We start from the raw sequence: 20903 nt of genomic DNA, 5'->3' as shown, positions 1-20903 counted from the left end.
GCCGACGTCCTCTTCGCCATGCTCCGAGACGGCACCTACTACGATCCCCAACCTGCCCCATCACCTTGACCAAACCCATAGGGGCACCCCCCCCCCCCGCACCGACAGGAGTCGGCGCCCCCTCACACTCACCCACCCACACCATTTACACCCGTTTACAGCGTTCCGGTGACTTTTGGATTGCTCTGCGCCCTCGGTGCCGCGCTCTGTTTCGGTACCGCGACCGTGCTCCAGGCGATGGCGGGGCGCGGTGGCGGCGGTGTGCGCCGGGCTGGCGATGCTGGCGCTGGCCTCCGGCCCGCAGGGCGGCCGTCCCGGTCCGGCGGCGCTGCCGTACGCGTTGGTGGTGACGGCGGTGGCGGTGGCGGTGCTGGGGACGCTGGGCGGGCGGCTGCTGCGGGGCCGGGTCAGGGCGCTGGTGCTGGGTCTGGGGGCGGGGTTCGGGTTCGGGGTGGTGGAGGTGTCCGTACGGCTGATCGACGACCCGGCGCCGGAGGCGCTGCTCACCGATCCGGCGGTGTACGCCCTGCTGCTGGGCGGGGGCGCGGCGTTCCTGCTGCTGACGTCGGCGCTGCGGCGCGGTTCGGTGACGACGGCGACGGCCGGGATGGTGATCGGGGAGACCGTCGGGCCGGGGCTGGTGGGGGTGGTGTGGCTGGGGGACGGCACCCGGGCGGGCCTGGCCTGGCTCGCGGTGCTGGGGTTCGCGCTGGCGGTGACGGCGGCGCTGTCCCTGGCACGGTTCGGGGAGCCGCCGGACGCCGCTCTCTGAGGCACCAGACCCTGCCCCTCACCCCGACCGCAGCATCAGCCCGATCCCCAGCACCAGCAGCCCGGCCGCCACCACCCTCGGCAGCCCGAACCGCTCCTTGAAGAGCACGGCCCCGATGGCGGCGCCGACGATGATGGACGACTCCCGCAGCGCGGCGATCGGCGCCAGCTCGGCCTGGGTCTGGGCCCACAGCACCAGCCCGTACGCGGCGACCGACATCACCGCGCCGATCAGCCCCAGCGCGGCGGACGGCCGCAGCCGGGCGAGCGTCTCCCCGCGCCACCGCCACCAGGCGTACGCCGGGAGCACGGCCCCCTCCAGGATCATCAGCCAGCCGATGTAGCCGAGCGGGGAGTCGGCGGCGCGCACCCCGAGGCCGTCGACCACGGTGTACGCGGCGATGGTGACGCCGGTGGCGAGGGCGGCGCCGATGGCGGGCCAGTTGGGGCGCCGGCCGCGCAGCCCCCACAGGGCGACGCCGGTCAGCCCGGCGCAGGACAGGGCGATCCCGGCGGCGGCCCAGCCGTCCGGCACCTCATGGGCGAAGAGCGCGGCGAGGCCGGTGACCAGCAGGGGCGCGGTGCCGCGCGCGATGGGGTACGCCTGCCCGAAGTCACCGAGCCGGAAGGAGCGCATCAGCAGCAGGTGGTAGGCGATGTGGATCAGCGCGGAGAGGACGAGGTACGGCCAGGCCGCGACGGCGGGGACGGGCACGAACGGTACGAGGGCGAGGCCGATGAGCAGCCCGCCGCCGGAGATGAGGGAGAAGCCGACCAGCTTGTCGGTGATGCGGTGGGCGATGGCGTTCCACCCGGCGTGGGTGACCGCCGCGCCGAGCACGGCGGCCACGACCAGCGGCGTCACGCGGTGGGCTCGCGCACATCCACCAGCGTGGCTCCGGCGTGCGCGATCAGCTCCTTGGGCTCCACGGGGAAGACGGTGTGCGGGTCCCCGGCGGCGGCCCACACCAGGTCGTGGGCGAGCAGCGAGCGATCGGCGAGGACCCGGGTCCGGCTGCGGTGCCCGAAGGGCGGTACGCCGCCGATGGCGTACCCGGTGGTCTCACGGACGACGTCGGCCTTGGCGCGGGTGACCTCGGCCGCGCCCAGTTCCTGCCGGACCCGCTCGACATCGACGCGCGAGGCCCCGTCCATCAGCACCAGCACCGGGACCCCGTCGGCGGCGAAGATGAGCGACTTGCAGATCTGGCTCAGCTCGCAGCCGATCGCGGCGGCGGCCTCGGCGGCGGTGCGGGTGGCGTCGGGGAAGCGCCGGACCCGGCCCTTCACCTCCCCGAGGCCGAGAGCGTCCAGCGCCTCGGCGAAACGGGGGTGCGCAGCGGATCCGCGTGAAGAGGAGGGGGAGGTCATGGGCGGCACGCTAGCGTCGCGTGTAGGGCGCACGCGACCGGGTTACGGTTCCGTCTCCGCCCTTCCCCGGGGCGCCGGTCGTCCTGGAGCATCCCCCCATGACACCCCAACAGACCTCTGCCCCCGCCTACTTGGCCGCGTTACGCGCCCGACTGGAGGCCGACCACTGCGCGGTCTCCTCGACCCACTGGCACGGCCACGAGGTGGTGGTGGGCGAGCGGACCGACCGAAAGGCCCGCTGGCTGGGCTCCGGGGCACGGATCTTCGTCCACGCCGCCGCCGTGCCCGTCGTGGACGAGGCGGCGCTCGCCGAGTTCAGCGACTGGGCCATGGCCGCCGCCGGGCACCGGATCTCCGGCATCTCGGTCGCCTTCGACGCGGGGCTGGTTCTGCCCGCGCTGATCAGCGCGGACGTCCGGCCGGCCGCCGCGCAGTGGGCGGCGCGGGAGCACCGGGTCAGGGGGATGACCGTGGTGGGCCGCCCGATCGCGGTCGCCGTGACCGAGCACGGCCCCCGGACCGCGATGTTCCGGGGCCGGGGCGTGGCGAAGGCCATGTTCGCGGGCCATGTACGGGACAAGGCGGCGCTGTACTTCCCGTAGCCGGACCGGAAAGGTACGGCGCCGCCTCCCCCGCGGGGCCCGCCTCAGTCGTCCTGGCGGGCGGCGGACCCGCTCCCCCGGCCCTCGTCCATCCCCATGTCCTCGTCGAAGGAGGGCGGGGTGTCCGTCCACCGCTGCTCGACGGTCGTGGTGTACGAGGTGATGTCACCCTTGGCCCAGCCGTCGTGGGCGCGGGTGGCGACGGTGAGGGTGCCGAGGGGGGTGCCGGTCGTGCGGTCCAGGATCAGCCGCAGCTCGGACTCGCCCTCGCGGGCGGGCAGGGCGACGCCGTACCCCTCGCGCCCGCTCTGGTCCTCGACCACCCCGAGGTCCCGGACGCCGGGCTCCTGCGAGAGCATCCGGTAGGCGGCGGCGCGGAGTTCGGCGTCGGCGGGCAGATGGACGGCGATCTCGATGGCCTGCCAGATGACGATCCGGTCGGTCAGATCGTCCGGTGAGCCGTCGGCCGACCGGAACCGGGCGTTGGCCAGCTCCACCAGCCGCGCCCGCAGCGCCCCCGGCTCGGTGGGCAGCGCCGCCAGCTGATCGGTCGTCAGTTCCCCGATCGGGACGACATCGACGCCGTCCCCGGGAGCGTCCCGCTTCACGACGCCGGTGGGCTCCCGCCGTACGACATCACCGCCGGACGATTCCGGCAGCGTCCACTCGGCCGGGGACCCGGCGGCCCGCCAGGCCCGCTCGTCGGCGGGGGACGCGGGACGGGTCCCGATGTCCTCGTACTCGGACCAGCGCCGGTCGGACCCGGCGGCGAGCCACTGCCGCCCACGCTCCCGCTGATCGACGACGTACTCCCCTTCGTTCCCGCCCTCCTCCCCGGCGACGCGGTGCAGGGCGCCGAGCTGCTCCTCCTGGAACCAGTAGTCGCCCTCCGCCCCGTCCCCCCGGGCCTCCACCTTCGCGGCGGCGGCCAGCAGATAGTCACTGGCGTCCCCGGATCCGCCCCCGCCTCCCTGCACCAGCGTGACCGTGACAGCCACGGCGACGGGCAGCGCGGCCAGCGCCCACCGGGGCCGCACCGACCGCACCGGCCGCCACGACTTCCTGCTCACGGGAGTGTCGTGCCGTACGGCGGCGGCGAGTTCGCGCGCCCTGGTGGCGGGGTCGGCCGTCGCCCCGTCGTCCAGCGCGGCGGGCCGGGCGGCGGCCAGCCGCGCCATGACGTCCCCGTGCTCACACTTCTCGGCCTGCTTGCGGACCATGTCTCACACTTCCTCTCGCACGAACCGGACCCGGGGCTGGACGGAGGGGGCGGGCGGGGGCATGTTCCCGAGCGCCTTGGTGAGCCGCTTGCGCGCACGGTGCAGCCGCACCCGCATGGCGGCGGCCGAGCACCCGACGACCTCGGCCGCCTGAGCCGGCGTGAGCCCCTGCCAGGCGGCGAGGATCAGCACGTCCCGATCCTCGTCCGCCAGCGAGGCGAGCGCTGTCAGCAGATCGTCCCGCTCGGCGACGTCCTCGGCGATATCGGCGTCGTGCGCGGTGGTCCACACCCTCAGCTCCGCCGCGAAGGACTCCCGTCTGACCTCGGCCCGCACGGTGTCGCGCAGTACGTTCCTGGCGACGCCGAGCAGCCAGGGCAGCGGGGGCTCGGGGACATCGGACCGGCGCCGCCAGGCGATGGCGAAGGTCTCGCTCACCACCTCGTCGGCGACCTGCCGCCCGGCCCGGCTGACCACATAGGCCCAGACCCGCGCCCGGCAGTCGTCGTACATCACGGTGAAGCGGGCCTCTCCACCGGCCTCCTCCGCACCGGCCATCCGATCGGCCACCGCCGCACCTCCGTCTTCTCCGGTGTTCTCTGTCATGAAGAAGTGGTGGGGGGAGGGCGATCGTTACAGGGTGATCGCCTCGATCGTCAGCCGACCACCCGCACGGCATCCGGTTTGGGGAACGGCATCATGGCCCAGCCGGAGGGCCAGCCGCGCTCGCGGCGGTCTCCGGCCTCGGTCTCCAGCAGTCGCGGGACGCGCCATCTCCACCACTCCCCCGCCTCCTCCTCACCCCGGCCGGGCCACGGAACCGTAGCCGCCCGAAAACGCCGGTCCGTCTCCCGCAGCTCCGCCCACCGGATGGACCGGACACGCGGCGGCAGCAGGGGCCAGACCCGCGCGAGCGCGCCACGGCACCAGAGGTCGTGCCGAGCTCCGGCGCGCACCACGAGTAGCCGTCCTCCACCTCTGCCACGACCGACCGCCAGCTCACGAGCAGCCCGTTGAGCGTGGGGGGCCGACCGCCGACCCCGCATCCGCCCCCGACGGAGACGGCGGCCCGCACAGCGGCGTGCTCCTCCGGGGAGAGGGGCGGGTCGTCGGTGGGCGCAGGGGGGTGGTCCATGGGGTGACTATCCCAGGAGCAGGGCGGGGCCGACGATTCCAAGCGGTCAGGCGGGCCGGTATTCCGCGTGGGGCACGGCCCTCTCCCACGCCGCGTCGTACGCCGTCACGTACTGCGTCGCAAGCTCCGGGTCGTGGACCACCTCCATACGCGGGGCGACCCACTGGCCGTCGCCGCTGAAGTGGTGGAGGATCACGGTCTCCTCGTCCACCACCCAGCCGTCCAGCACGGGGAGCAGCAGACCGCGCGCCCGCGAGCGCGGGAGCCAGCGGACGTTCTCGCCCGCCGCGACATTCGTGAAGGTGCCGTCGTACTCGTAGCGGACGTAGTCGCTGAGCGGCTCGGACACGACCCTCAGCCGTCGCATGGTCACACCCCGGCCGGTCGTCTCGGCCACCACGTCCAGCCACGGGCGCCACCAGGACTCACGATCGGCCGGATCGTACCGGTGACCCCGCTGCCAGCGGATGAACTCCGGGTCGTCGCGCATATAGCCGTCCCGCATCTCAAGGTGCAGGGCGGACCGCCGCGCCCCGGCGAGGGCCTCACGTACGGGTGTCGCCACGGTTGGCCTCTCTGTTCGCGCGTATCGGGCACCGATTCCGCCCGGTCGGGCATCGCGGCCCGATCGTTCCACGGTACGCGTCCCGCCGCGTCTAGCTTCGTCGTCGTACGAGGCCCGCCTCCCCATCCGGTGGACGGCGGACAGATCCCGAGGGGGGAATCCATGCGTCTGAAGCAGACTCTGGCAGGACTGGGACTCGCCGGCCTGTTCACCATCGGAAGCATCGCGGCGACCGCGGCCCCGGCGGCGGCCGAGCCCGGCACGAACACGGTCGTGGCGATCTTCCACGCGCCCACGTCCCCGGGCGTCCAGATCGAGTGCAGCCTGGCCCGCACCACCTACAGCGGCCAGGACCCGTACGGGTACTACTGGTGCGACAACCTCCGGCAGGACAACAACGGGTGGGCCATGAACCTCTGGGTCACCCGCTGACGTGCGGCTGCGCCCCCTGTGCGTGTGCAGGGGGCGCGGGTCGTCAGCGGTCGCCGGTGTGCGCGACGAACGCGGTCCAGGTGGACCGGATCTCGTAGACCGGGTACGCCACCGATACGCCGTCCACGCGGACGGGGAGGACTGTTGTGCGGCGGAACCCGGCTTTGGCCAGGACGCGGCCGGACGCGGGGTTGTCGGGGTGGTGCTTGGCGCTCAGCCGCTCCAGGGCAGTGGCGGTGAAGGCGTACGCGATGACTCGCCGGACGGCGTCGGTGCCGTAGCCGCGCCCCCAGGTGTCCTCCCGCAGGATGTAGCTCACGGTGGCGTGACCGGCGCCGCGGTCGCGGAGCTTGATCAAGCCGATCAGGTCGTGATCGGCGCTGACACCGAAGCACCACCTCTGGGCAAGGGCGGTGGAGACGTACGTGGTGGCCTCGCCAGGGCTCATGGCGTGACCGCGGGTGAAGGTGACGGAGGCGCCGCTGTAGATCCTCCGCACCGCGGGGGCGTCGCCGGGCTCCAGGTCCCGCAGTGTGATCACTGCGCCCGCTCGATGAGAGCGCCTAGTTCGGCTGCCGTGGGCCGCTCGTCGGCGACCGGTGCCAGGCAGGCGGCGAGGATCTCCTCGAAGAGGGGGAAGCGCCATGGCCGGGCGTCATCGAATCGGACGCGCTGTCCGTCGGCGATGGCGCGGAGTTTGTCCCTGCGCGGGGTGTCGTCGGTGTAGGGGACAGGGCGTTGTCCGGTCCAGCACCAGAACAAGGACGCGCCCAGGCCCCAGATGTCGGCTGGTGGCCGCGCCTGGATGTGGGTGCCGGTGGGCGTGGTGAGGATGGCTTCGGCGATCTCGGGAGCGGTGGTGTGGGTGAGGGCACCCCGGTACGGGAGTCGGTCCGCCGCCGTGCCGGGCCCGCACGAGAGGGCGAAGTCGAAGAGCGCGGCACATCCGTCGGGCGTGACCAGGGTGTTGGTGGGCTGCACATCGGCGTGGGCCCAGCCGGCGGTGTGCAGCGGTTCGAGCTGCGCCGCCCAGGTGCGGGCGATGTCCAGGAGCCACGACCGTACCGAGCGCCGGTCGCCCTCCGGGGCGCGGGCCGGGGCCATGGCGGTCCACAGCGGGGTTCCCTCGATCCAGCGGACCCCCAGCCAACGGCCACCCGCCCATTCACCGGCCCCGACCCGGTACCCGGAGCTGAGGGCACCGGCGTCGACGAGGGCGAGCAGGTGCCGGTCCTCCTGGGCCAGTTCGGCGGCCTTGTCCCGTCCGGGCGCGGCTTCGGGGTTGTTGGCTTTCAGCGCCACGACGCCCCGGGTACCGATGACCTTCCACGCTCGGGAGCCTCGCCGGTCGCTGAGCGGATCGCAGGTGACCGGGCCCACGATCTGCTCCAGAGCGGCTACCGCCTCCGGGGGAGGTGCTGCGCCCATCGTCTGACGTCCTTCCAGTCGTACCCGATACCGCTGAACACATCACGCCCGTCGTCCGTCGCGGACGCCACAGTCGCCGCCAGGTCCGGGGTGCGGTGCAGGAAGCGTCCGTCACGGGACCGAACGGCCGCCCGTACCGGCAGAAACGAAACGGGCGGTGGGGGGATACGTCGGCCCTGGTGATCGGTGCGCTCCTCGCCTGCGGCGAATTTGCCGATCATCAGTCCCACCGGCCCGTACAGGTGCTTCAGCGCCCAGTGCGGCCATTGCAGCACCTCCCGTCCAACGCCCAGGACTGCCACGTTCTCGCACACGAACGCGCCATGGGCACGGGTCATCAGCGGGCGGACCCATTCGGCGGCCTGTACGGCGGCGTGGAACACCGCCGCCTCGACATCCGGGGCGGCACCGGCGGCTTCGTAGAGTGTCCAGCCGGTGAGGTCGTGGCCGAGGGACGAGGCGAGATACGGGCAGTGGGCGGTCACGGCCTCCGCGTAGGCGACGATGTCCGGCCGAGGTGTGGTGGTACGGGAGGTGACGAGGCGGAGTGCCCCGGTGCCGGGCCGTCCGGCGGTCACCGAGGTACGGCGGCGGCCGTGGGCCGCGCGGGCGCCGCCTCGTCGTCGCCGTCGCCGGGCACCGGTGAGCAGTCCCATTCGGCAACCACGGTCCCGGTCTCGCGGTAGTGGGTCAGCCGGGGTTGGTCCAGGCGCCCGGACTCGTCGACGAACCAGACCTCGGGCAGCGGCCCGAACCGTTCCTCGTAGACGCGGATCCAGGAGACCTCACCCGCCCCCACGTTGGGGGCATGGCCGATCTGACGCCCGGCGTGTGCGGTGCAGAACGCCTGATAGTCCGGCGAGTCGAGAAGGCGGTGCCATTCGCGGTCGATGGCCGGAGAGAACATCTCCGGGGCGGTGCGCCCCGCGTCGAACTGCTGGGCGGCGACCGTCAGGAACCTGCCGAGTTCGACCCGTGCCACGGCTGTGGTGTGCATGACGTGCTCCTCTCGCGGGCGGCGGGTTCGAACGAGCCTGACGGCCATGCCCGCGGCGGCACAAGGGGGTACTCGGGGCGCGGCGTCAGCGCTCCGCGCCCTGAGGTCAGATCAGTGCTCGCCGGTGTGCGCGACGAACGCGGTCCAGGTGGACCGGGTGACGGTGAGGTGAGGGGCGGTGGGGGTCTTGGAGTCGCGGAGGTGGATGGTGGCGGGGGCTATCGCGACCTCCACGCAGTCGTGTCCGTTGCTGCTGTCGCTGTAGCTGCTCTTGAACCAGTGGAGTTCAGGGGTGCTCATAGTTCTCCCAACTTGCGCTTGATGAACGTCAGCGACTCCCCCGGCGGGAGCGCCTGAGAACGGATCACGCCGAGCCGTAGGTCAAGGATCCGAATCTCCTTGGGGTCGGAGACGAAACGGCGATGACCGTTGGTCCAGCCATCGGCGCGACCCAGCGAGGTGCCGTCCGCGAATTTCAGCACCTCGATCAGTCCATGCATCCCGGCGTGCTCTTCCCGATCGGTTGGCATGATCTGAAGGGTCACGTTCCGCAACTGAGCGACTTCCAGCAGGCGTTCGAGCTGAGCGCGCAGCACCTTCCTGCCGCCCAAAGGGCGCTCCAGCGTGACCTGTTCCTGGATGAAGGTGAGCGTCGGAGCTGGATCCCGCTCGAAGATGGACCTGCGGGCCATACGGCCTGCGATCTCCTGTTCGACCACTTGCTCCGGATACACAGGTTGCCTCATCTCGTACAGCGCCCGCATGTAGTCCTGTGTCTGCAAGAGACCCTGGATGTTGTGAGTGCTGTACTGAGCCAGCTCTGCCGCCTTGTCCTCCAGCGACTTCAGCTCGCGTTCCTTCCTCGGGTACTGGGCCTTCTCCATGTCCACCATGAATGCCCGGAGATACCCCCGCGCCTGAAGGACATCATCGGCCCGGTCCAGGAACTCCGGCCGGGGAATCCGTACCCCGCGCTCGATCTTGCGGATCATGTCAGGGGTGTACCCCATGGCCTTCGCGAACTCCTCCACCTTCATCCCGGTCCGTCGCCGGGCCACCTGCACCAAGCGGCCGACCATCAGAACCAGTGAGGCAACGTCGTCCTCCGGCTCCTGTCCGTCATCGGATTCCGCCGCAGCTTCGTTGCTCATAACCCCCACCTTCGAGACGGGACGAGACAGCGCGAGACAACGGTGAGACAGCGCCGATACGCACCGCCACAACCGCACCTCAAGGCAACCACATCCCGCCACGCTGGGTGACATGAGCCAACAAACCACCCCTTCCCTTCCACAACCGACCGACAGCTTCAGGAACTTCTCCACCCTCCACCCCCCAACCCCCCGCGCCGCCCGCGAAGCCCGGCTCCTCGCCCGGGAGCAACTCCTCTCCTGGGGCTGGCCCCTGGACCCCGCGGAGCACATCGTCGGGGAGCTGACCGCCAACGCCGCCACCCACGGGCGCGTCCCGGACCGGGCCTTCCGGCTCACCCTCTATGTCGTCGGGGACACCCTCCGGATCGAGGTCACCGACACCCTCGGCGACCGTCTGCCCAGGCTCACCCACCCCCGGCTCGACCATGTCTCCGGGCGGGGTCTGTTTCTGGTCGAGGCGCTCGCCGACACCTGGGGGGTCAGCGGTGGGCCGTATCCGAAGAAGACCGTCTGGGCCGAGGTCCGCGCACAAGGAAGCCGGTGAGGGCAGCCCCGTCCCCACGGAAGCCCTCACCGGCTGGTCTCAAACAGAGCCGTACCGCGTCGTCAGACGCGTACCAGCTCCTTCTCGCCCTCGGCGTCGGGGGCGGACAGGGTCTTCAGGCCCTCGCCCTCGACGTCGACATTGGGTACCGCGCGGTCCAGCCAGCGCGGCAACCACCACGCGCGCTTGCCGAGGAGCGCGAGGACCGCCGGGACGATGGCCATGCGGACCACGAACGCGTCGAAGAAGACCGCGATGGCGAGGCCGAAGCCGATCATCTTGACCATGGAGTCGGAGGAGCCGATGAAGCCGGCGAAGACGGCCATCATGATCACGGCCGCCGCGGCGACGACCCGCGCCCCGTGCTTGAAGCCGGTGACGACGGCCTGCGTCGGGTTCTCGCCGTGGACGAACGCCTCCCGCATCCGGGTGACGAGGAACACCTCGTAGTCCATGGCCAGACCGAACACCACGCCCACCATGAAGATCGGCATCATCGACATGATCGGGCCGGTCTCCTCGACCCCGATGACGTTCGCGAACCAGCCCCACTGGAAGACGGCGACGACCGCGCCCAGCGCCGCCAGGACGCTCAGGAGGAAGCCGAGCGCCGCCTTGAGGGGGACCAGGATCGAGCGGAAGACGAGGATCAGGAGGAGGAAGGCGAGGCCCACCACCAGCGCCAGATACGGGATCAGCGCGTCGTTCATCTTCTGCGAGAAGTCGATGTTCATCGCCGTCGTGCCGGTGACCAGGACATTCGCGCCCGTGTCGGTGGCGATCTCGCCGCCCGCGTCGCGGATCGCGTGGACCAGGTCCTCGGTCTCCACGGACGACGGCTTGGAGTCGGGGATGACCGTGATCGTGTAGGTGTCGCCCGCCTCGTTGGGGGCGGGGGGCGTGACCGTGACGACGCCGTCCAGGGCCTCGATGCGGTCCACGACCTGGTTCGCCGCGGCCTCCGGGTCGTCGCTCGCGCGGGCGTCCGTGACGATCATCAGCGGGCCGTTGAAGCCGGGGCCGAAGCCGTCGGAGAGCAGGTCGTAGGCGCGGCGCTGGGTGGTGTCGGTGGGCTGGGAGCCGTCGTCGGGCAGACCCATCTGCATCGAGCCGACCGGGATCGCGGCGGCCCCGAGGCCGACGATGCCGATGAGGAGGACGGCCAGCGGGCGCCGGACGACGAAGCGCGCCCAGCGGGTGCCCATGTTCGGCTTCTCCGCAGCGGCGGAGTCGGCGGCCTTGCCGCGGCCCAGCAGCTTGCCCTTCGTGCCCGCCGGCTGGACCTTGCGGCCCGCGTAGCCGAGCAGCGCCGGGATCATGGTGAGGGCGATGACGACGGCCACCACGACCGTGCCCGCCGCCGCGAGGCCCATCTTGGTGAGCATCGGGATGTTGACGACGGCCAGGCCCGCGAGGGCGATGACGACGGTCAGGCCCGCGAAGACCACCGCCGAGCCCGCCGTACCGACCGCCCGGCCCACCGCTTCCTCGCGGTCGCGGCCCTCGGCGAGTTCCGCCCGGTAGCGGGAGACGATGAACAGGGCGTAGTCGATACCGACCGCGAGCCCGATCATCATCGCGAGGGTGGAGGTGGTGGAGCCCAGGTCGAGCGTGCTGGCCAGCGCCGTGATCGAGCCGACGCCGATACCGACGCCGATGATCGCGGTGAGCAGCGGCAGCCCGGCGGCGATCAGCGAGCCGAGGGTGATGACCAGGACGATGGCGGCGACCGCGATACCGATGATCTCGCCGGTGCCGGTGTGCGGCATGGCCTGGAGGGCGTCGCCGCCGATCTCGACGGTCAGACCGGTGTCCCGGGCGTCGGCGGCGGCCGTTTCGAGGGCGTCCTTGGTGGCGTCCGCCAGCTCCATGCCGGAGACGTCGTAGGCGACGGAGACATAGGCCGTCGTGCCGTCCTGGCTGACCGCGTTGGCGGTGTACGGGTCGGTGACCGAGGTGACCTCGGCGCCGTCGGTCAGTTCGCGGACGGTGTCCTCGACGACGGACTTGTGCCCGGCGTCGTTCATGCTCTCGCCCTCGGGCGCCTTGAAGACGACCCGGGCGGTGGCGCCGTCGGCGGCGGAGCCGGGGAAGCGCTCTTCCAGCAGGTCGAAGGCGCGCTGCGCCTCCGTGCCGGGGATCGAGAAGGAACCGGAGCCCGCGGCGGGGGCGCTCGCCGCGCCCACTCCGACGAGGGTCAGCATCGCCACCCATATCAGGACGACGAAGTGCCGTCGCCGAAAGGCGAGACGGCCGAGTTTGTAGAGGAACGTGGCCACGAGGGCGTACTCCCGGTCATGGTCGTGGGGAAAACATCGGGGCAAGGGTGATCAGCCCGGCGGTGACGCAGGGGTGATCGTCCCGACGACATGAGCGGGTGACGTCAGGTGAAGCGTGGGTAGGTAACGCGGGTGATGGGTGACAGGTGATGAGTCGGTCCTCGGCCGGGGAATGCGGCTGACGGCGGCTCAGTCGGTCGTGCGCACGCCGAGGGCGGGGAGGACCACGGCGTCGATGTACGAGACGAGGAAGTCCTGCGTCGGCGGCTTGTCGTCCAGCAGTGCGGTGGTGGCGAAGCCGCCGACCATCATGTGCACCATGAACTTCAGCGCCGGGCAGTCCTCCCGGATCTCACCCCGGTCGATCGCCCGCTGGAAGATCTTGCGGAACTCTTCCATCTCGGGTTCCACGAGCTGCTCCCGGAACGCCTGGCGCAGATCGGCGTTGGAGTGGATCGCCATGGCGACCCCCCGCATCAGCGCCGAGTTCTGTTCCATCGAGCAGTCGTCGTCGATGGTCGCCATCGCGTGCAGATCGTCCCGGAGCGAACCGGTGTCGATCTCGTCCAGGTTGTGGGGCTTGTTGTGCCGTACGGCCCGGACGACCAGCGGTGCCTTTCCGCCCCACTGGCGGTAGAGGGTGGCCTTGCTGGACCGGGTGCGGGCGGCGACGGCGTCCATGGTGAGGGCGTCGTAGCCGACTTCCCGGAGCAGATCGAGCACGGCCTCGTACAGCTCGGCCTCGCGCTCGGGCGTGAGCCGACTGCGACGCGCCGTTGCGACTTCAGTCATGTCTCTCGCCTTCCTCTCCGGTGACGGACACCAGGGTGTGTACACGACGAATATAGCGGCGCAGCAAGCGAAACGAAACCGTTTCGTACGTGTGCTGGGTCACTTTCGTAAAGGATAGCTAAAGAGACCGGCGACGCGGCACACATGGACGAGTTGCCCACCCCCGTCCCCCGGAAAAACATGAGGAGGTGAGCTATCTGCGCATGCCCCATCTCCACGGCGATCTGCTGTGCTTCGTGACCGAGGACGATCTCTGGCTGGCCCCCCTCGACGGCGCCGGACGCGCCTGGCGGCTGACCGCCGACCGGACCAAGGCCGGTCACCCCCGCTTCTCGCCCGACGGCCGCCATCTCGCCTACACCAGCTGGCGCAGCCTCGTCCCGGAGATCCATCTCGTCCCGGTCGACGGCGGGAGCGCCGCCCGGCAGCTGACGTACTGGGGCAGCGCCGACACCCGGGTCCGCGGCTGGACCCCGCCGGGGCCGGACGGCGAGGAGCCCGAGATCCTCGCCGTCGCCTCGCACGGCGAGCCCTTCTCCTACTTCACCTGGTCCCACAAGCTCCGCCCCGACGGCGACCCCGGCCGCAGGCTCCCCTGGGGCCCGGTGACCGACATCCAGGTCGCCGACCTCGGCGGCGAGCGCCGCACCCTGCTGCTCACCGGCACCCCGCCCCACGAACCCGCCTCCTGGAAGCGCTACCGGGGCGGCGCCATGGGCCGCCTCTGGCTGCACGGCCACCGACTCCTCGAAGACCTCGGCGGGCATCTCGCCGACCCGATGTTCCTCGGCGACCGCATCGCCTTCCTCTCCGACCACGAGGGCGTCGGCAACCTCTACTCCTGCGCCCACGACGGCACCGGCCTGCGCCGCCACACCGATCACGACACCTGCTACGCCCGCAACGCCGCCGGCGACGGCACCCGCGTGGTCTACCAGTGCGCCGGGGACCTGTGGCTCGTCGACGACCTCTCCCCCACCGCCGTACCGCGCCGCCTCGACATCCGGCTCAGCGGGCCCCGCACCGGCCGCCGCCCCTACCAGGTCCCGGCCGCCCAGCACGTGGACGGACTCTCGGTGGACGAGACCGGCCGGGCCAGCGCCGTCGTCGTACGCGGCAGCCTGTACTGGCTCACCCACCGCGACGGCCCCGCCCGCACCCTCAGCGACACCCCGGGCGTCCGGGTCCGGCTGCCGGAGATGCTCGGCGCGGGCGGCCGGGTCGCCTATGTCACCGACGCGGAGGGCGAGGACGCCGTCGAGATCGCCTCCCTGCCCCGGGCCAGCGGCGACCGGCCCGCCCGACGGCTCGCCTCCGGCGCGCTCGGCCGGGTCCTGGAACTCGTCGCCGACCCCCAGGGCGAACGCCTCGCCCTGGCCGCACACGACGGCCGACTCCTGCTGCTCGACGCGAGCGAGGAGCCCGAGGGGGATGCGGAGGTGGATTCGGCCGGAGACTCGGAGCAGGAGTCCGACGGCGAGGTCACCGAGCTGATCCACTCCCTCAACGGCCCGGTCCGCGACCTCGCCTTCTCCCCGGACGGGGCCTGGCTGACCTGGTCCCACCCCGGCATCGGCCGCTCCCTGCGGCAGATCAAACTCGCCCGTATCAAGGACCGGCTGATCACCGATGTCACCAACGGCCGCTTCGAGGACGAGAACCCGGTCTTCACCCGCGACGGCCGCTATCTCGCCTTCCTCTCCTGGCGCGGCTTCGACCCGGTGTACGACGTCCACACCGGCGACCTCTCCTTCCCGCTGGGCTGCCGCCCCTACCTGGTCCCGCTCTCCTCCGCCACGCCCTCCCCCTTCGCCCTCTCCCCCGACGGCCGTCCGGCGGCGGGCGGCTGGGACCCGGTGGAGTCGGAGGAGATGACGGCGGAGGGTGCGGGCGAGGAGGGCGCGGTGGCCTCCGTGACCGTGGAGATCGAGGGGCTGGAGAGCCGGGTGACCCCGTTCCCGGTCACCGCCTCCAAATACTCCGCGCTGTGCCCGGTGGCGGGCGGCGGGCTGATCTGGCTGCGCTGGCCGATCTCCGGCGCCCTCGGCGAGACCTTCGCCAACCCCGCCGACACCACCGGCCGCCCGACCCTGGAGTACTTCGGCATCGCCAAGGCCCGCACCTCCGAACTGGTCGGCCATCTGGACTGGTTCGCCGTCAGCGGCGACGGCTCACGGGTGGTGGTGATGGACGAGGACGAGCTGCGGGCCGTCCCCGCGACCGAGGCGGCCGACGGCGAGACCACCACCTGGATCGATCTGCGCCGCGTCCTGCACGAGAGCGACCCCGGCGCGGAGTGGCGCCAGGCGTACGCCGAGGCCGGGCGGCTGACCCGCGACTACTTCTGGGACCCCGGTATGAGCGGCATCGACTGGCCGGGGATCCTCGCCCAGTACCGGCCCCTGGTGGACCGGGTGGCGACCCCCGACGAGTTCGCCGACCTGCTGCGCGAGGTGCTCGGCGAACTCGGCACCTCCCACGCCTATGTCACCCCCGCCCGCCGCAACGAGGGCCCCCCGCACTACCAGCGCCGCCAGGGCCTGCTGGGCGCCAACCTGGTCCCCCGGGACGGGGCGTGGCTGATCGGCCGGATCCTCCCCGGCGACTCCTCCGACTCCAAGGCCCGCTCCCCGCTGGCCGGGACGGGCATCCGCGAGGGCGCGGTCCTCACCCATGTCGACGGCAGGCCGGTGGACCCGGTGACCGGCCCCTACCCGCTGCTCGCCGGGGCGGGCGGGACGACGGTGGAGCTGACGTTCATCCCGGCGGAGGGCGAGGCGGGCCGGGCCCGCCGGGTCGCGGTGATCCCGCTGATCGACGAACGCCCGCTGCGCTACCAGGACTGGGTGGCCACACGCCGGGAGGTGGTCCGGGCCCTCAGCGACGGCCGCTGCGGCTATCTCCACATCCCCGACCTGGGCGGCTCGGGCTGGGCCCAGTTCAACCGCGATCTGCGGATGGAGATGTCCCGCCCGGCGCTGATCGTGGACGTCCGGGGCAACTCCGGCGGCCACATCAGCGAACTGGTGGTGGAGAAACTGACCCGCACCATCCTGGGCTGGGACCTCACCCGGAACGCCCAGCCGGTGTCATACGCGTCCACCGCCCCGCGCGGCCCCCTGGTCGCCCTCGCCGACGAGGCGACCTCCTCCGACGGCGACATGATCACCGCCGCGTTCAAACTCCTCGGCCTCGGCCCGGTGGTGGGCCAGCGGACCTGGGGCGGAGTCGTCGGCATGACCGGCCGCCACCGCCTGGTCGACGGCACGGTGATCACGGTCCCGATGAACGCGGCGTGGTTCGACGCGTACGGGTGGGGCGTGGAGAACCACGGCGTCGAACCCGACGTCCCCGCCCTGCGCACCCCCCTGGACTGGGCGGAGGGCCGCTACGCCCAACTGGACGACGCGGTAACCCTGGCCCTCACCACCCTCACCAACTCCCCACCGGCAACCCCACCGACATACGAAAACACCCCGAACCGGGCGCGTCCACGACTGCCGGAGAGGGGGGATGCGTAGGGGGAGGGGGATGCGTCGGGGGAGGGGGACGCGCAGGGAGAGGGGGATGCGTCGGGAGAGGGGGATGCGTAGAACGCCGGGGGCGGGGCGGTTCGGAGGGGCGGGGGCTGGTTGCTCCCGAACGCCGGGGGCCGGTCGCTTCGGAGGCGCGGCGGACGGTCGCTGCCGAACGCCGAGGGCCGGTCGCGTCCGGGCGCGCGGCGACCGGTTCCTGCCGAACGCCGGGGGCCGGTCGCTTCGGACGCGCGGCGGACGGTCGCTGCCGAACGCCGAGGGCCGGTCGCGTCCGGGCGCGCGGCGGCCAGTTGCTGCCGAACGCCGAGGGCCGGTCGCGTCCGGGCGCGCGGGGGCCGGTCGCTGCCGACGCCGGGGCCGGTCGCTTCGGACGCGCGGCGGCCAGTCGCTGCCGAACGCCGAGGGCCGGTCGCGTCCGGGCGCGCGGCGGCCGGTCGCTGCCGAGCGCCGAGGGCCGGTCGCGTCCGGGCGCTGCGCTGGCCAGTTGCTGCCGAACGCCGGGGGCGGGTCGCTTCGGAGGCGCAACGACCGGTTCCTGCCGAACGCCGGGTGACCACCGGCTTTTAGGGGCGCGGGGAACTGCGCGACCAGCCCCCCACCACCCGCACCCGACCCTGCACCCAAGCCCCCGTCACCCCCGCCGCGCCGCGCGAACCCCGTCATCCGCAACCCCACCCGCCCCCACCAACCCCGTCCGCACATCCCCCAACCGCCCCGCAACCCTGCGCACCTCACGCGCCCCCACCACACCCACCACCCCCGGCAGAAACCCCCGCACCCCCTGCATCCCCCGCAACCACCACTGCGCGTACACATGCGCCCCCCGCCGCTCGATCCCGGCGACGATCCGGTCCACCGCGGGACCGAGCGGGTACGTCCTGCTCGCCGGCCACGGCAACCGCCGCCGCAACTCCCGCATCACCGCGTCCTGATCCGCCCCGCGCACCATGTCCGTGTCGGTCCAGGACAGATAGGCGACCCCCACCTTCACCCCCTGATGCCTCACCTCCGCGCGCAGACAGTGCGCGTACGCCTCCACCCCCGACTTGGACGCGCAGTACGCCGTCATCATCGGCGCCGGGGTGATCGCGGCGAGGGAAGCCACCTGGAGCAGATAGCCCCGGCTCTCGGCCAGCAGCGGCAGAAACGCCCGCGCGGTGACCGCCGAGCCGATGAGGTTGACCTCTATCACCCGCCGCCACGCCCCCGGATCGGAGCCGGTGAACGGACCGCCCGCCGCGACCCCCGCGTTGGCGACCACGATGTCGACCTTCCCGAACCGTTCCCTCACCTCCGCAGCGACCCGCCCCATCGCCTCGTCGTCGGTGACATCGGCGTACCAGTGGCCGCCGTGGCCGCCCTCGGCGTGCAGTCGGTCCGCCACCCGCTTCAGCTCGTCCGGCTCCAGCCCGACCAGCGCGACGGTCGCGCCCCGCGCCGAGAGCTTGCGGGCCAGCAACTCCCCCACGCCCCGCGCCGCCCCGGTGACCACGGCGACCTGTCCCTCCAGACTGACCCTGCTCATGCGCTCTCCTCGGCGTGTACGGGATGGGTGAGGTACGTGTCCACCAGCTCGCGGAGCTTCTCCGTGACCAGGTCAGGCGCCTCGACCGGGGTCATATGGCCCACCCCGGGCAACTCGGTGAGCCCGACGCACCGGGGCAGCCCGGCCGCCAGCGCCCGCGCGTGCACCGGCGGCGTGAGCCGGTCCCGTACGCCCGCCATGACCGCCACCGGCAGCCGCAGCTCCCGTACGGCCGCGTCGAGATCGAGGGTGGCGAGGACATGGGACCAGTCGGCCCGTGCCCGGCGCGGGCAGGCGTGCACGATCCGGGCGGCGGCGTCCACCATGGCCGGGGTCGCGGCGGAGCCCATCGTGGCGTACTTGAGCACCGCGCGCGCCACCGGCGTGACCGGCCCCAGCGGGGCGCGCGAGCCCAGGACGCGCCCGGTGAGTGCCGTGCGCAACCGGCCCGGCCGCAGCGGCAGGACCGTCGACTCGGCGACCAGCCGCCCGCTGCCGGTGCTGCACAGCAGGACCGCCGCCGTCCGCTCCCGGAAGCCGTCGCGCCCGGCCGCCGCCATCACCGTCATCCCGCCCATGGAATGCCCGGCGACGACGGCCCGCCGTCCCGGGGGCAGCGCGGTGCGCAGGACCGCCTCCAGGTCGTCGGCGAGTTCCGCCGTGCCGCAGCGCGGGTCGGCCGGGGAGCGGCCGTGGCCGCGCTGGTCGTAGGCGATGACCCGGTGGTCGGCGGAGAGCGCGCGGATCTGGGCCGCCCAGAAGGCGGTCGAGCAGGTCCAGCCGTGCGCGAGGACGACGGCGGGGGCGTCCTCGGGGCCGTGCGCCTCGACATGGAGCCGGGCGCCGTCCGCCGAGACGGCGGTCAGCTCACGGGCGGGGACGGGGGCGTACGGGCCGGGGGGTGTCCGGGTCGGGCGGCTCACGCGGCGCTCACCTCCCGGGCGTCCGGCGCGACGGCCTCGGCGGCCCGCAGGACCTCGTACTCGGTGAGGTCCACCCGCCGGGTCGCCCGGCGGAACTCGGCCGTGGTGCCCGGCCAGACCGTGGTGTTGCGGCCGGCGGCGTCCAGGTACCAGCTCGTGCAGCCGCCGGTGTTCCACACGGTCCGTTTCATCCGCTCCTGGACCCGCCGGTTCCAGGCGCCGACCGCGCCGGGGCGGGCGTCGAGGGCGACCCGGCGGTCCTGGCCGCTTCCCAGCAGGTCGAGGTGGCGCATGTAGTCGGCGAGGTAGTTCAGCTGGGACTCGATCATCAGGATCATGGAGGAGTTCCCGAGGCCGGTGTTGGGCCCGATGACGCTCAGCCAGTTCGGGAACCCGGCGGCCGAGGCGCCGCGCAGCGACTCCATCCCACCCTGCCACGCCTCGGCGAGGGTGCGCCCGCCGACGCCGACGACCCGCTCGGCGATCGGCAGGTCGGTGACATGGAACCCCGTACCGAAGACGATCGCGTCGACCTCGGCCTCCGTCCCGTCCGCGCCGACGACCGTCGAGCCGCGCACCTCGCTCAGCCCGCTCGCCACGACCCGCACATTGGGGCGGGCGAGGGCCGGATAGTAGGTGCTGGAGAGCAGGATGCGCTTGCAGCCGATGCGGTAGCGGGGGGTGAGCCGGGCGCGCAGGGCCGGGTCCTTGATCGCGCGGGCCATGTTCCGCTTCGCCAGCCGCTCGACGAGGCCCAGTTCGTCGGGGTGCCGGGTGAACGCCTGGACCTGCATCTCGCGGATGCCCCAGAGCAGTCCGCGCCGGGCCCGCGCGGTCAGCGGCAGCCGCCGGTGCAGCCAGCGCTCGGGGGCGCTGATCGCCCGGTCCACCCGGGGCATGACCCAGGGGGGCGTCCGCTGGAACAGCACCAGCCGCGCCACCTCGGGCTGGATCTCGGGCACGATCTGGATGGCGGAGGCGCCGGTGCCGACCATGGCGACCCGCTTGCCGCGCAGATCGGTGCCGTGGTCCCAGCGGGCGGAGTGGAAGACCGTGCCGGGGAAGGTGTCGAGGCCGGGGATGTCCGGGACCTTGGGGTCGGAGAGCGGCCCGGTCGCGGAGACGACGACCTCGGCGGTCAGGGTCCCCGCACTGGTCTCGATCACCCACCACAACTCCGCCGCGTCCCAGGTCATCCGCTTGACCTCGGCGCCGAACCGCAGCTGCGGGCGCAGTCCGAAGACATCGGCGACATGCTCCAGATAGGCGCGGATGTGCTCCTGCCCGGAGAAGGTGCGGGGCCACTCGGGGTTGGGGGCGAAGGAGAAGGAGTAGAGGTGGGAGGGGACGTCGCAGGCGCACCCCGGGTAGCTGTTGTCGCGCCAGGTGCCGCCGACGGATCCGGCGCGCTCCAGGACGACGAAGTCGGTGACACCCTCGCGCCGCAGCCGTACGGCAGCCCCGAGCCCGCCGAAGCCGGACCCGATCACGGCGACGCGCACATGCTCGTGCCGCCGCGCCCGCTCCGGGATGTGCTGAGCCATCGAACCGCCTCCACTCATCACCCATCACCCCTCACTCATCACCCATGAACTCTGCCAGTGAACACTGGCGCAATGGGGAGAGTAG

The 20903-nt window shown here is 72.5% G+C and carries 21 protein-coding genes and 1 pseudogene; 5 read left to right on the top strand and 17 right to left on the bottom strand.

What is annotated here, in order from left to right; genetic code table 11:
- Positions 1–180: 180 nt before the first annotated feature.
- Positions 181–772 (top strand): annotated as a pseudogene (locus tag ABZX40_RS37350) (hypothetical protein).
- An 18-nt stretch (positions 773–790) separates the two neighbouring features.
- Here the strand turns inward: ABZX40_RS37350 and ABZX40_RS37345 are convergent.
- The gene (locus ABZX40_RS37345) at positions 791–1636 is read right to left on the bottom strand and encodes an EamA family transporter (RefSeq protein WP_355749189.1); all 846 of its coding nucleotides are present in this window, start codon (positions 1634–1636) and stop codon (positions 791–793) included.
- On the bottom strand, positions 1633–2142 hold the full coding sequence (locus ABZX40_RS37340) for a YbaK/EbsC family protein (RefSeq protein ID WP_355749192.1): 510 nt from the start codon (positions 2140–2142) through the stop codon (positions 1633–1635). The genes ABZX40_RS37345 and ABZX40_RS37340 overlap by 4 nt, the downstream gene beginning before the upstream one ends.
- A gap of 98 nt (positions 2143–2240) precedes the next feature.
- Here ABZX40_RS37340 and ABZX40_RS37335 point away from each other — a divergent pair, with 98 nt between their 5' ends.
- On the top strand, positions 2241–2744 hold the full coding sequence (locus ABZX40_RS37335) for a hypothetical protein (RefSeq protein WP_355749195.1): 504 nt from the start codon (positions 2241–2243) through the stop codon (positions 2742–2744).
- A 44-nt stretch (positions 2745–2788) separates the two neighbouring features.
- Here ABZX40_RS37335 and ABZX40_RS37330 read toward each other — a convergent pair whose 3' ends face one another.
- From ABZX40_RS37330 to ABZX40_RS37315, 4 genes are all read right to left on the bottom strand, one after another.
- Positions 2789–3964, bottom strand: a complete 1176-nt coding sequence (locus tag ABZX40_RS37330) for a CU044_5270 family protein (protein ID WP_355749198.1) — start codon at positions 3962–3964, stop codon at positions 2789–2791.
- Positions 3965–3967: 3 nt separating this feature from the next.
- On the bottom strand, positions 3968–4570 hold the full coding sequence (locus ABZX40_RS37325) for a sigma-70 family RNA polymerase sigma factor (protein WP_355749201.1): 603 nt from the start codon (positions 4568–4570) through the stop codon (positions 3968–3970).
- A 50-nt stretch (positions 4571–4620) separates the two neighbouring features.
- Positions 4621–4920: a hypothetical protein gene (locus ABZX40_RS37320; RefSeq protein ID WP_355749204.1), complete on the bottom strand. Its 300-nt coding sequence runs from the start codon at positions 4918–4920 to the stop codon at positions 4621–4623.
- 225 nt (positions 4921–5145) lie between these two features.
- Positions 5146–5664, bottom strand: coding sequence for a DUF6879 family protein (locus ABZX40_RS37315; RefSeq protein ID WP_355749207.1), 519 nt, complete (start codon positions 5662–5664; stop codon positions 5146–5148).
- A 162-nt stretch (positions 5665–5826) separates the two neighbouring features.
- Here ABZX40_RS37315 and ABZX40_RS37310 point away from each other — a divergent pair, with 162 nt between their 5' ends.
- Positions 5827–6096 (top strand): hypothetical protein, encoded by a 270-nt coding sequence (locus ABZX40_RS37310; protein ID WP_355749210.1) that lies wholly within the window; start codon positions 5827–5829, stop codon positions 6094–6096.
- A 43-nt stretch (positions 6097–6139) separates the two neighbouring features.
- Here ABZX40_RS37310 and ABZX40_RS37305 read toward each other — a convergent pair whose 3' ends face one another.
- The 6 genes from ABZX40_RS37305 to ABZX40_RS37280 all read right to left on the bottom strand — a co-directional run bounded on the left by ABZX40_RS37305 (position 6140) and on the right by ABZX40_RS37280 (position 9672).
- The gene (locus ABZX40_RS37305; protein WP_355749213.1) at positions 6140–6637 is read right to left on the bottom strand and encodes a GNAT family N-acetyltransferase; all 498 of its coding nucleotides are present in this window, start codon (positions 6635–6637) and stop codon (positions 6140–6142) included.
- The gene (locus ABZX40_RS37300; protein WP_355749218.1) at positions 6634–7524 is read right to left on the bottom strand and encodes a hypothetical protein; all 891 of its coding nucleotides are present in this window, start codon (positions 7522–7524) and stop codon (positions 6634–6636) included. Before ABZX40_RS37300 ends, ABZX40_RS37305 begins: the two co-directional genes overlap by 4 nt.
- Positions 7494–8102, bottom strand: coding sequence for a hypothetical protein (locus ABZX40_RS37295; protein WP_355749220.1), 609 nt, complete (start codon positions 8100–8102; stop codon positions 7494–7496). Before ABZX40_RS37295 ends, ABZX40_RS37300 begins: the two co-directional genes overlap by 31 nt.
- Entirely contained in the window at positions 8099–8521 is a 423-nt protein-coding gene (locus ABZX40_RS37290; protein ID WP_355749222.1) for a hypothetical protein, read from the bottom strand. The genes ABZX40_RS37295 and ABZX40_RS37290 overlap by 4 nt, the downstream gene beginning before the upstream one ends.
- Before the next feature lie 111 nt (positions 8522–8632).
- Positions 8633–8821: a DUF397 domain-containing protein gene (locus tag ABZX40_RS37285; protein WP_355749225.1), complete on the bottom strand. Its 189-nt coding sequence runs from the start codon at positions 8819–8821 to the stop codon at positions 8633–8635.
- A complete protein-coding gene (locus tag ABZX40_RS37280; protein WP_355749228.1) occupies positions 8818–9672 on the bottom strand; it encodes a helix-turn-helix transcriptional regulator in 855 nt (284 codons plus the stop codon). Before ABZX40_RS37280 ends, ABZX40_RS37285 begins: the two co-directional genes overlap by 4 nt.
- Before the next feature lie 112 nt (positions 9673–9784).
- Here ABZX40_RS37280 and ABZX40_RS37275 point away from each other — a divergent pair, with 112 nt between their 5' ends.
- Positions 9785–10219, top strand: coding sequence for an ATP-binding protein (locus tag ABZX40_RS37275; protein ID WP_355749231.1), 435 nt, complete (start codon positions 9785–9787; stop codon positions 10217–10219).
- A 62-nt stretch (positions 10220–10281) separates the two neighbouring features.
- Here ABZX40_RS37275 and ABZX40_RS37270 read toward each other — a convergent pair whose 3' ends face one another.
- Together ABZX40_RS37270 and ABZX40_RS37265 are read right to left on the bottom strand one after the other, a co-directional pair.
- Entirely contained in the window at positions 10282–12498 is a 2217-nt protein-coding gene (locus ABZX40_RS37270) for an MMPL family transporter (protein WP_355749234.1), read from the bottom strand.
- Positions 12499–12687: 189 nt separating this feature from the next.
- Positions 12688–13290, bottom strand: coding sequence for a TetR/AcrR family transcriptional regulator (locus tag ABZX40_RS37265; RefSeq protein WP_355749237.1), 603 nt, complete (start codon positions 13288–13290; stop codon positions 12688–12690).
- A 188-nt stretch (positions 13291–13478) separates the two neighbouring features.
- Here ABZX40_RS37265 and ABZX40_RS37260 point away from each other — a divergent pair, with 188 nt between their 5' ends.
- Positions 13479–16811 carry a S41 family peptidase gene (locus ABZX40_RS37260; RefSeq protein ID WP_355749240.1) on the top strand — a complete coding sequence of 1111 codons (3333 nt, stop codon included), beginning with the start codon at positions 13479–13481 and terminating at the stop codon, positions 16809–16811.
- 646 nt (positions 16812–17457) lie between these two features.
- Here the strand turns inward: ABZX40_RS37260 and ABZX40_RS37255 are convergent.
- Genes ABZX40_RS37255 through ABZX40_RS37245 form a run of 3 tightly spaced genes read right to left on the bottom strand, consistent with a single transcriptional unit; the run spans position 17458 to position 20818 of the window.
- Positions 17458–18351, bottom strand: coding sequence for an SDR family oxidoreductase (locus ABZX40_RS37255; RefSeq protein WP_355749243.1), 894 nt, complete (start codon positions 18349–18351; stop codon positions 17458–17460).
- Complete coding sequence (locus ABZX40_RS37250) at positions 18348–19274, bottom strand: alpha/beta hydrolase (protein WP_355749246.1); 927 nt, start codon at positions 19272–19274, stop codon at positions 18348–18350. Before ABZX40_RS37250 ends, ABZX40_RS37255 begins: the two co-directional genes overlap by 4 nt.
- On the bottom strand, positions 19271–20818 hold the full coding sequence (locus tag ABZX40_RS37245; RefSeq protein WP_355749249.1) for an NAD(P)/FAD-dependent oxidoreductase: 1548 nt from the start codon (positions 20816–20818) through the stop codon (positions 19271–19273). The genes ABZX40_RS37250 and ABZX40_RS37245 overlap by 4 nt, the downstream gene beginning before the upstream one ends.
- Positions 20819–20903 lie beyond the last annotated feature (85 nt).

Origin of the sequence: Streptomyces sp. NPDC004610 (genome assembly GCF_040609715.1) — a bacterium.
GTDB lineage: Bacteria > Actinomycetota > Actinomycetes > Streptomycetales > Streptomycetaceae > Streptomyces.
The sequence above is the reverse complement of the archived record's forward strand: the minus strand, read 5'-3'. Positions and strand labels throughout refer to the sequence as shown.

What these genes read in the sequence shown, in the direction of transcription:
- ABZX40_RS37340 (WP_355749192.1), bottom strand. Translation starts at nt 2,142, where the DNA reads ATGACCTCCCCCTCCTCTTCACGCGGATCCGCTGCGCACCCCCGTTTC.
- ABZX40_RS37335 (WP_355749195.1), top strand. Translation starts at nt 2,241, where the DNA reads ATGACACCCCAACAGACCTCTGCCCCCGCCTACTTGGCCGCGTTACGC.
- ABZX40_RS37330 (WP_355749198.1), bottom strand. Translation starts at nt 3,964, where the DNA reads ATGGTCCGCAAGCAGGCCGAGAAGTGTGAGCACGGGGACGTCATGGCG.
- ABZX40_RS37325 (WP_355749201.1), bottom strand. Translation starts at nt 4,570, where the DNA reads ATGACAGAGAACACCGGAGAAGACGGAGGTGCGGCGGTGGCCGATCGG.
- ABZX40_RS37310 (WP_355749210.1), top strand. Translation starts at nt 5,827, where the DNA reads ATGCGTCTGAAGCAGACTCTGGCAGGACTGGGACTCGCCGGCCTGTTC.
- ABZX40_RS37300 (WP_355749218.1), bottom strand. Translation starts at nt 7,524, where the DNA reads ATGGGCGCAGCACCTCCCCCGGAGGCGGTAGCCGCTCTGGAGCAGATC.
- ABZX40_RS37290 (WP_355749222.1), bottom strand. Translation starts at nt 8,521, where the DNA reads ATGCACACCACAGCCGTGGCACGGGTCGAACTCGGCAGGTTCCTGACG.
- ABZX40_RS37285 (WP_355749225.1), bottom strand. Translation starts at nt 8,821, where the DNA reads ATGAGCACCCCTGAACTCCACTGGTTCAAGAGCAGCTACAGCGACAGC.
- ABZX40_RS37280 (WP_355749228.1), bottom strand. Translation starts at nt 9,672, where the DNA reads ATGAGCAACGAAGCTGCGGCGGAATCCGATGACGGACAGGAGCCGGAG.
- ABZX40_RS37275 (WP_355749231.1), top strand. Translation starts at nt 9,785, where the DNA reads ATGAGCCAACAAACCACCCCTTCCCTTCCACAACCGACCGACAGCTTC.
- ABZX40_RS37265 (WP_355749237.1), bottom strand. Translation starts at nt 13,290, where the DNA reads ATGACTGAAGTCGCAACGGCGCGTCGCAGTCGGCTCACGCCCGAGCGC.
- ABZX40_RS37255 (WP_355749243.1), bottom strand. Translation starts at nt 18,351, where the DNA reads ATGAGCAGGGTCAGTCTGGAGGGACAGGTCGCCGTGGTCACCGGGGCG.
- ABZX40_RS37245 (WP_355749249.1), bottom strand. Translation starts at nt 20,818, where the DNA reads ATGGCTCAGCACATCCCGGAGCGGGCGCGGCGGCACGAGCATGTGCGC.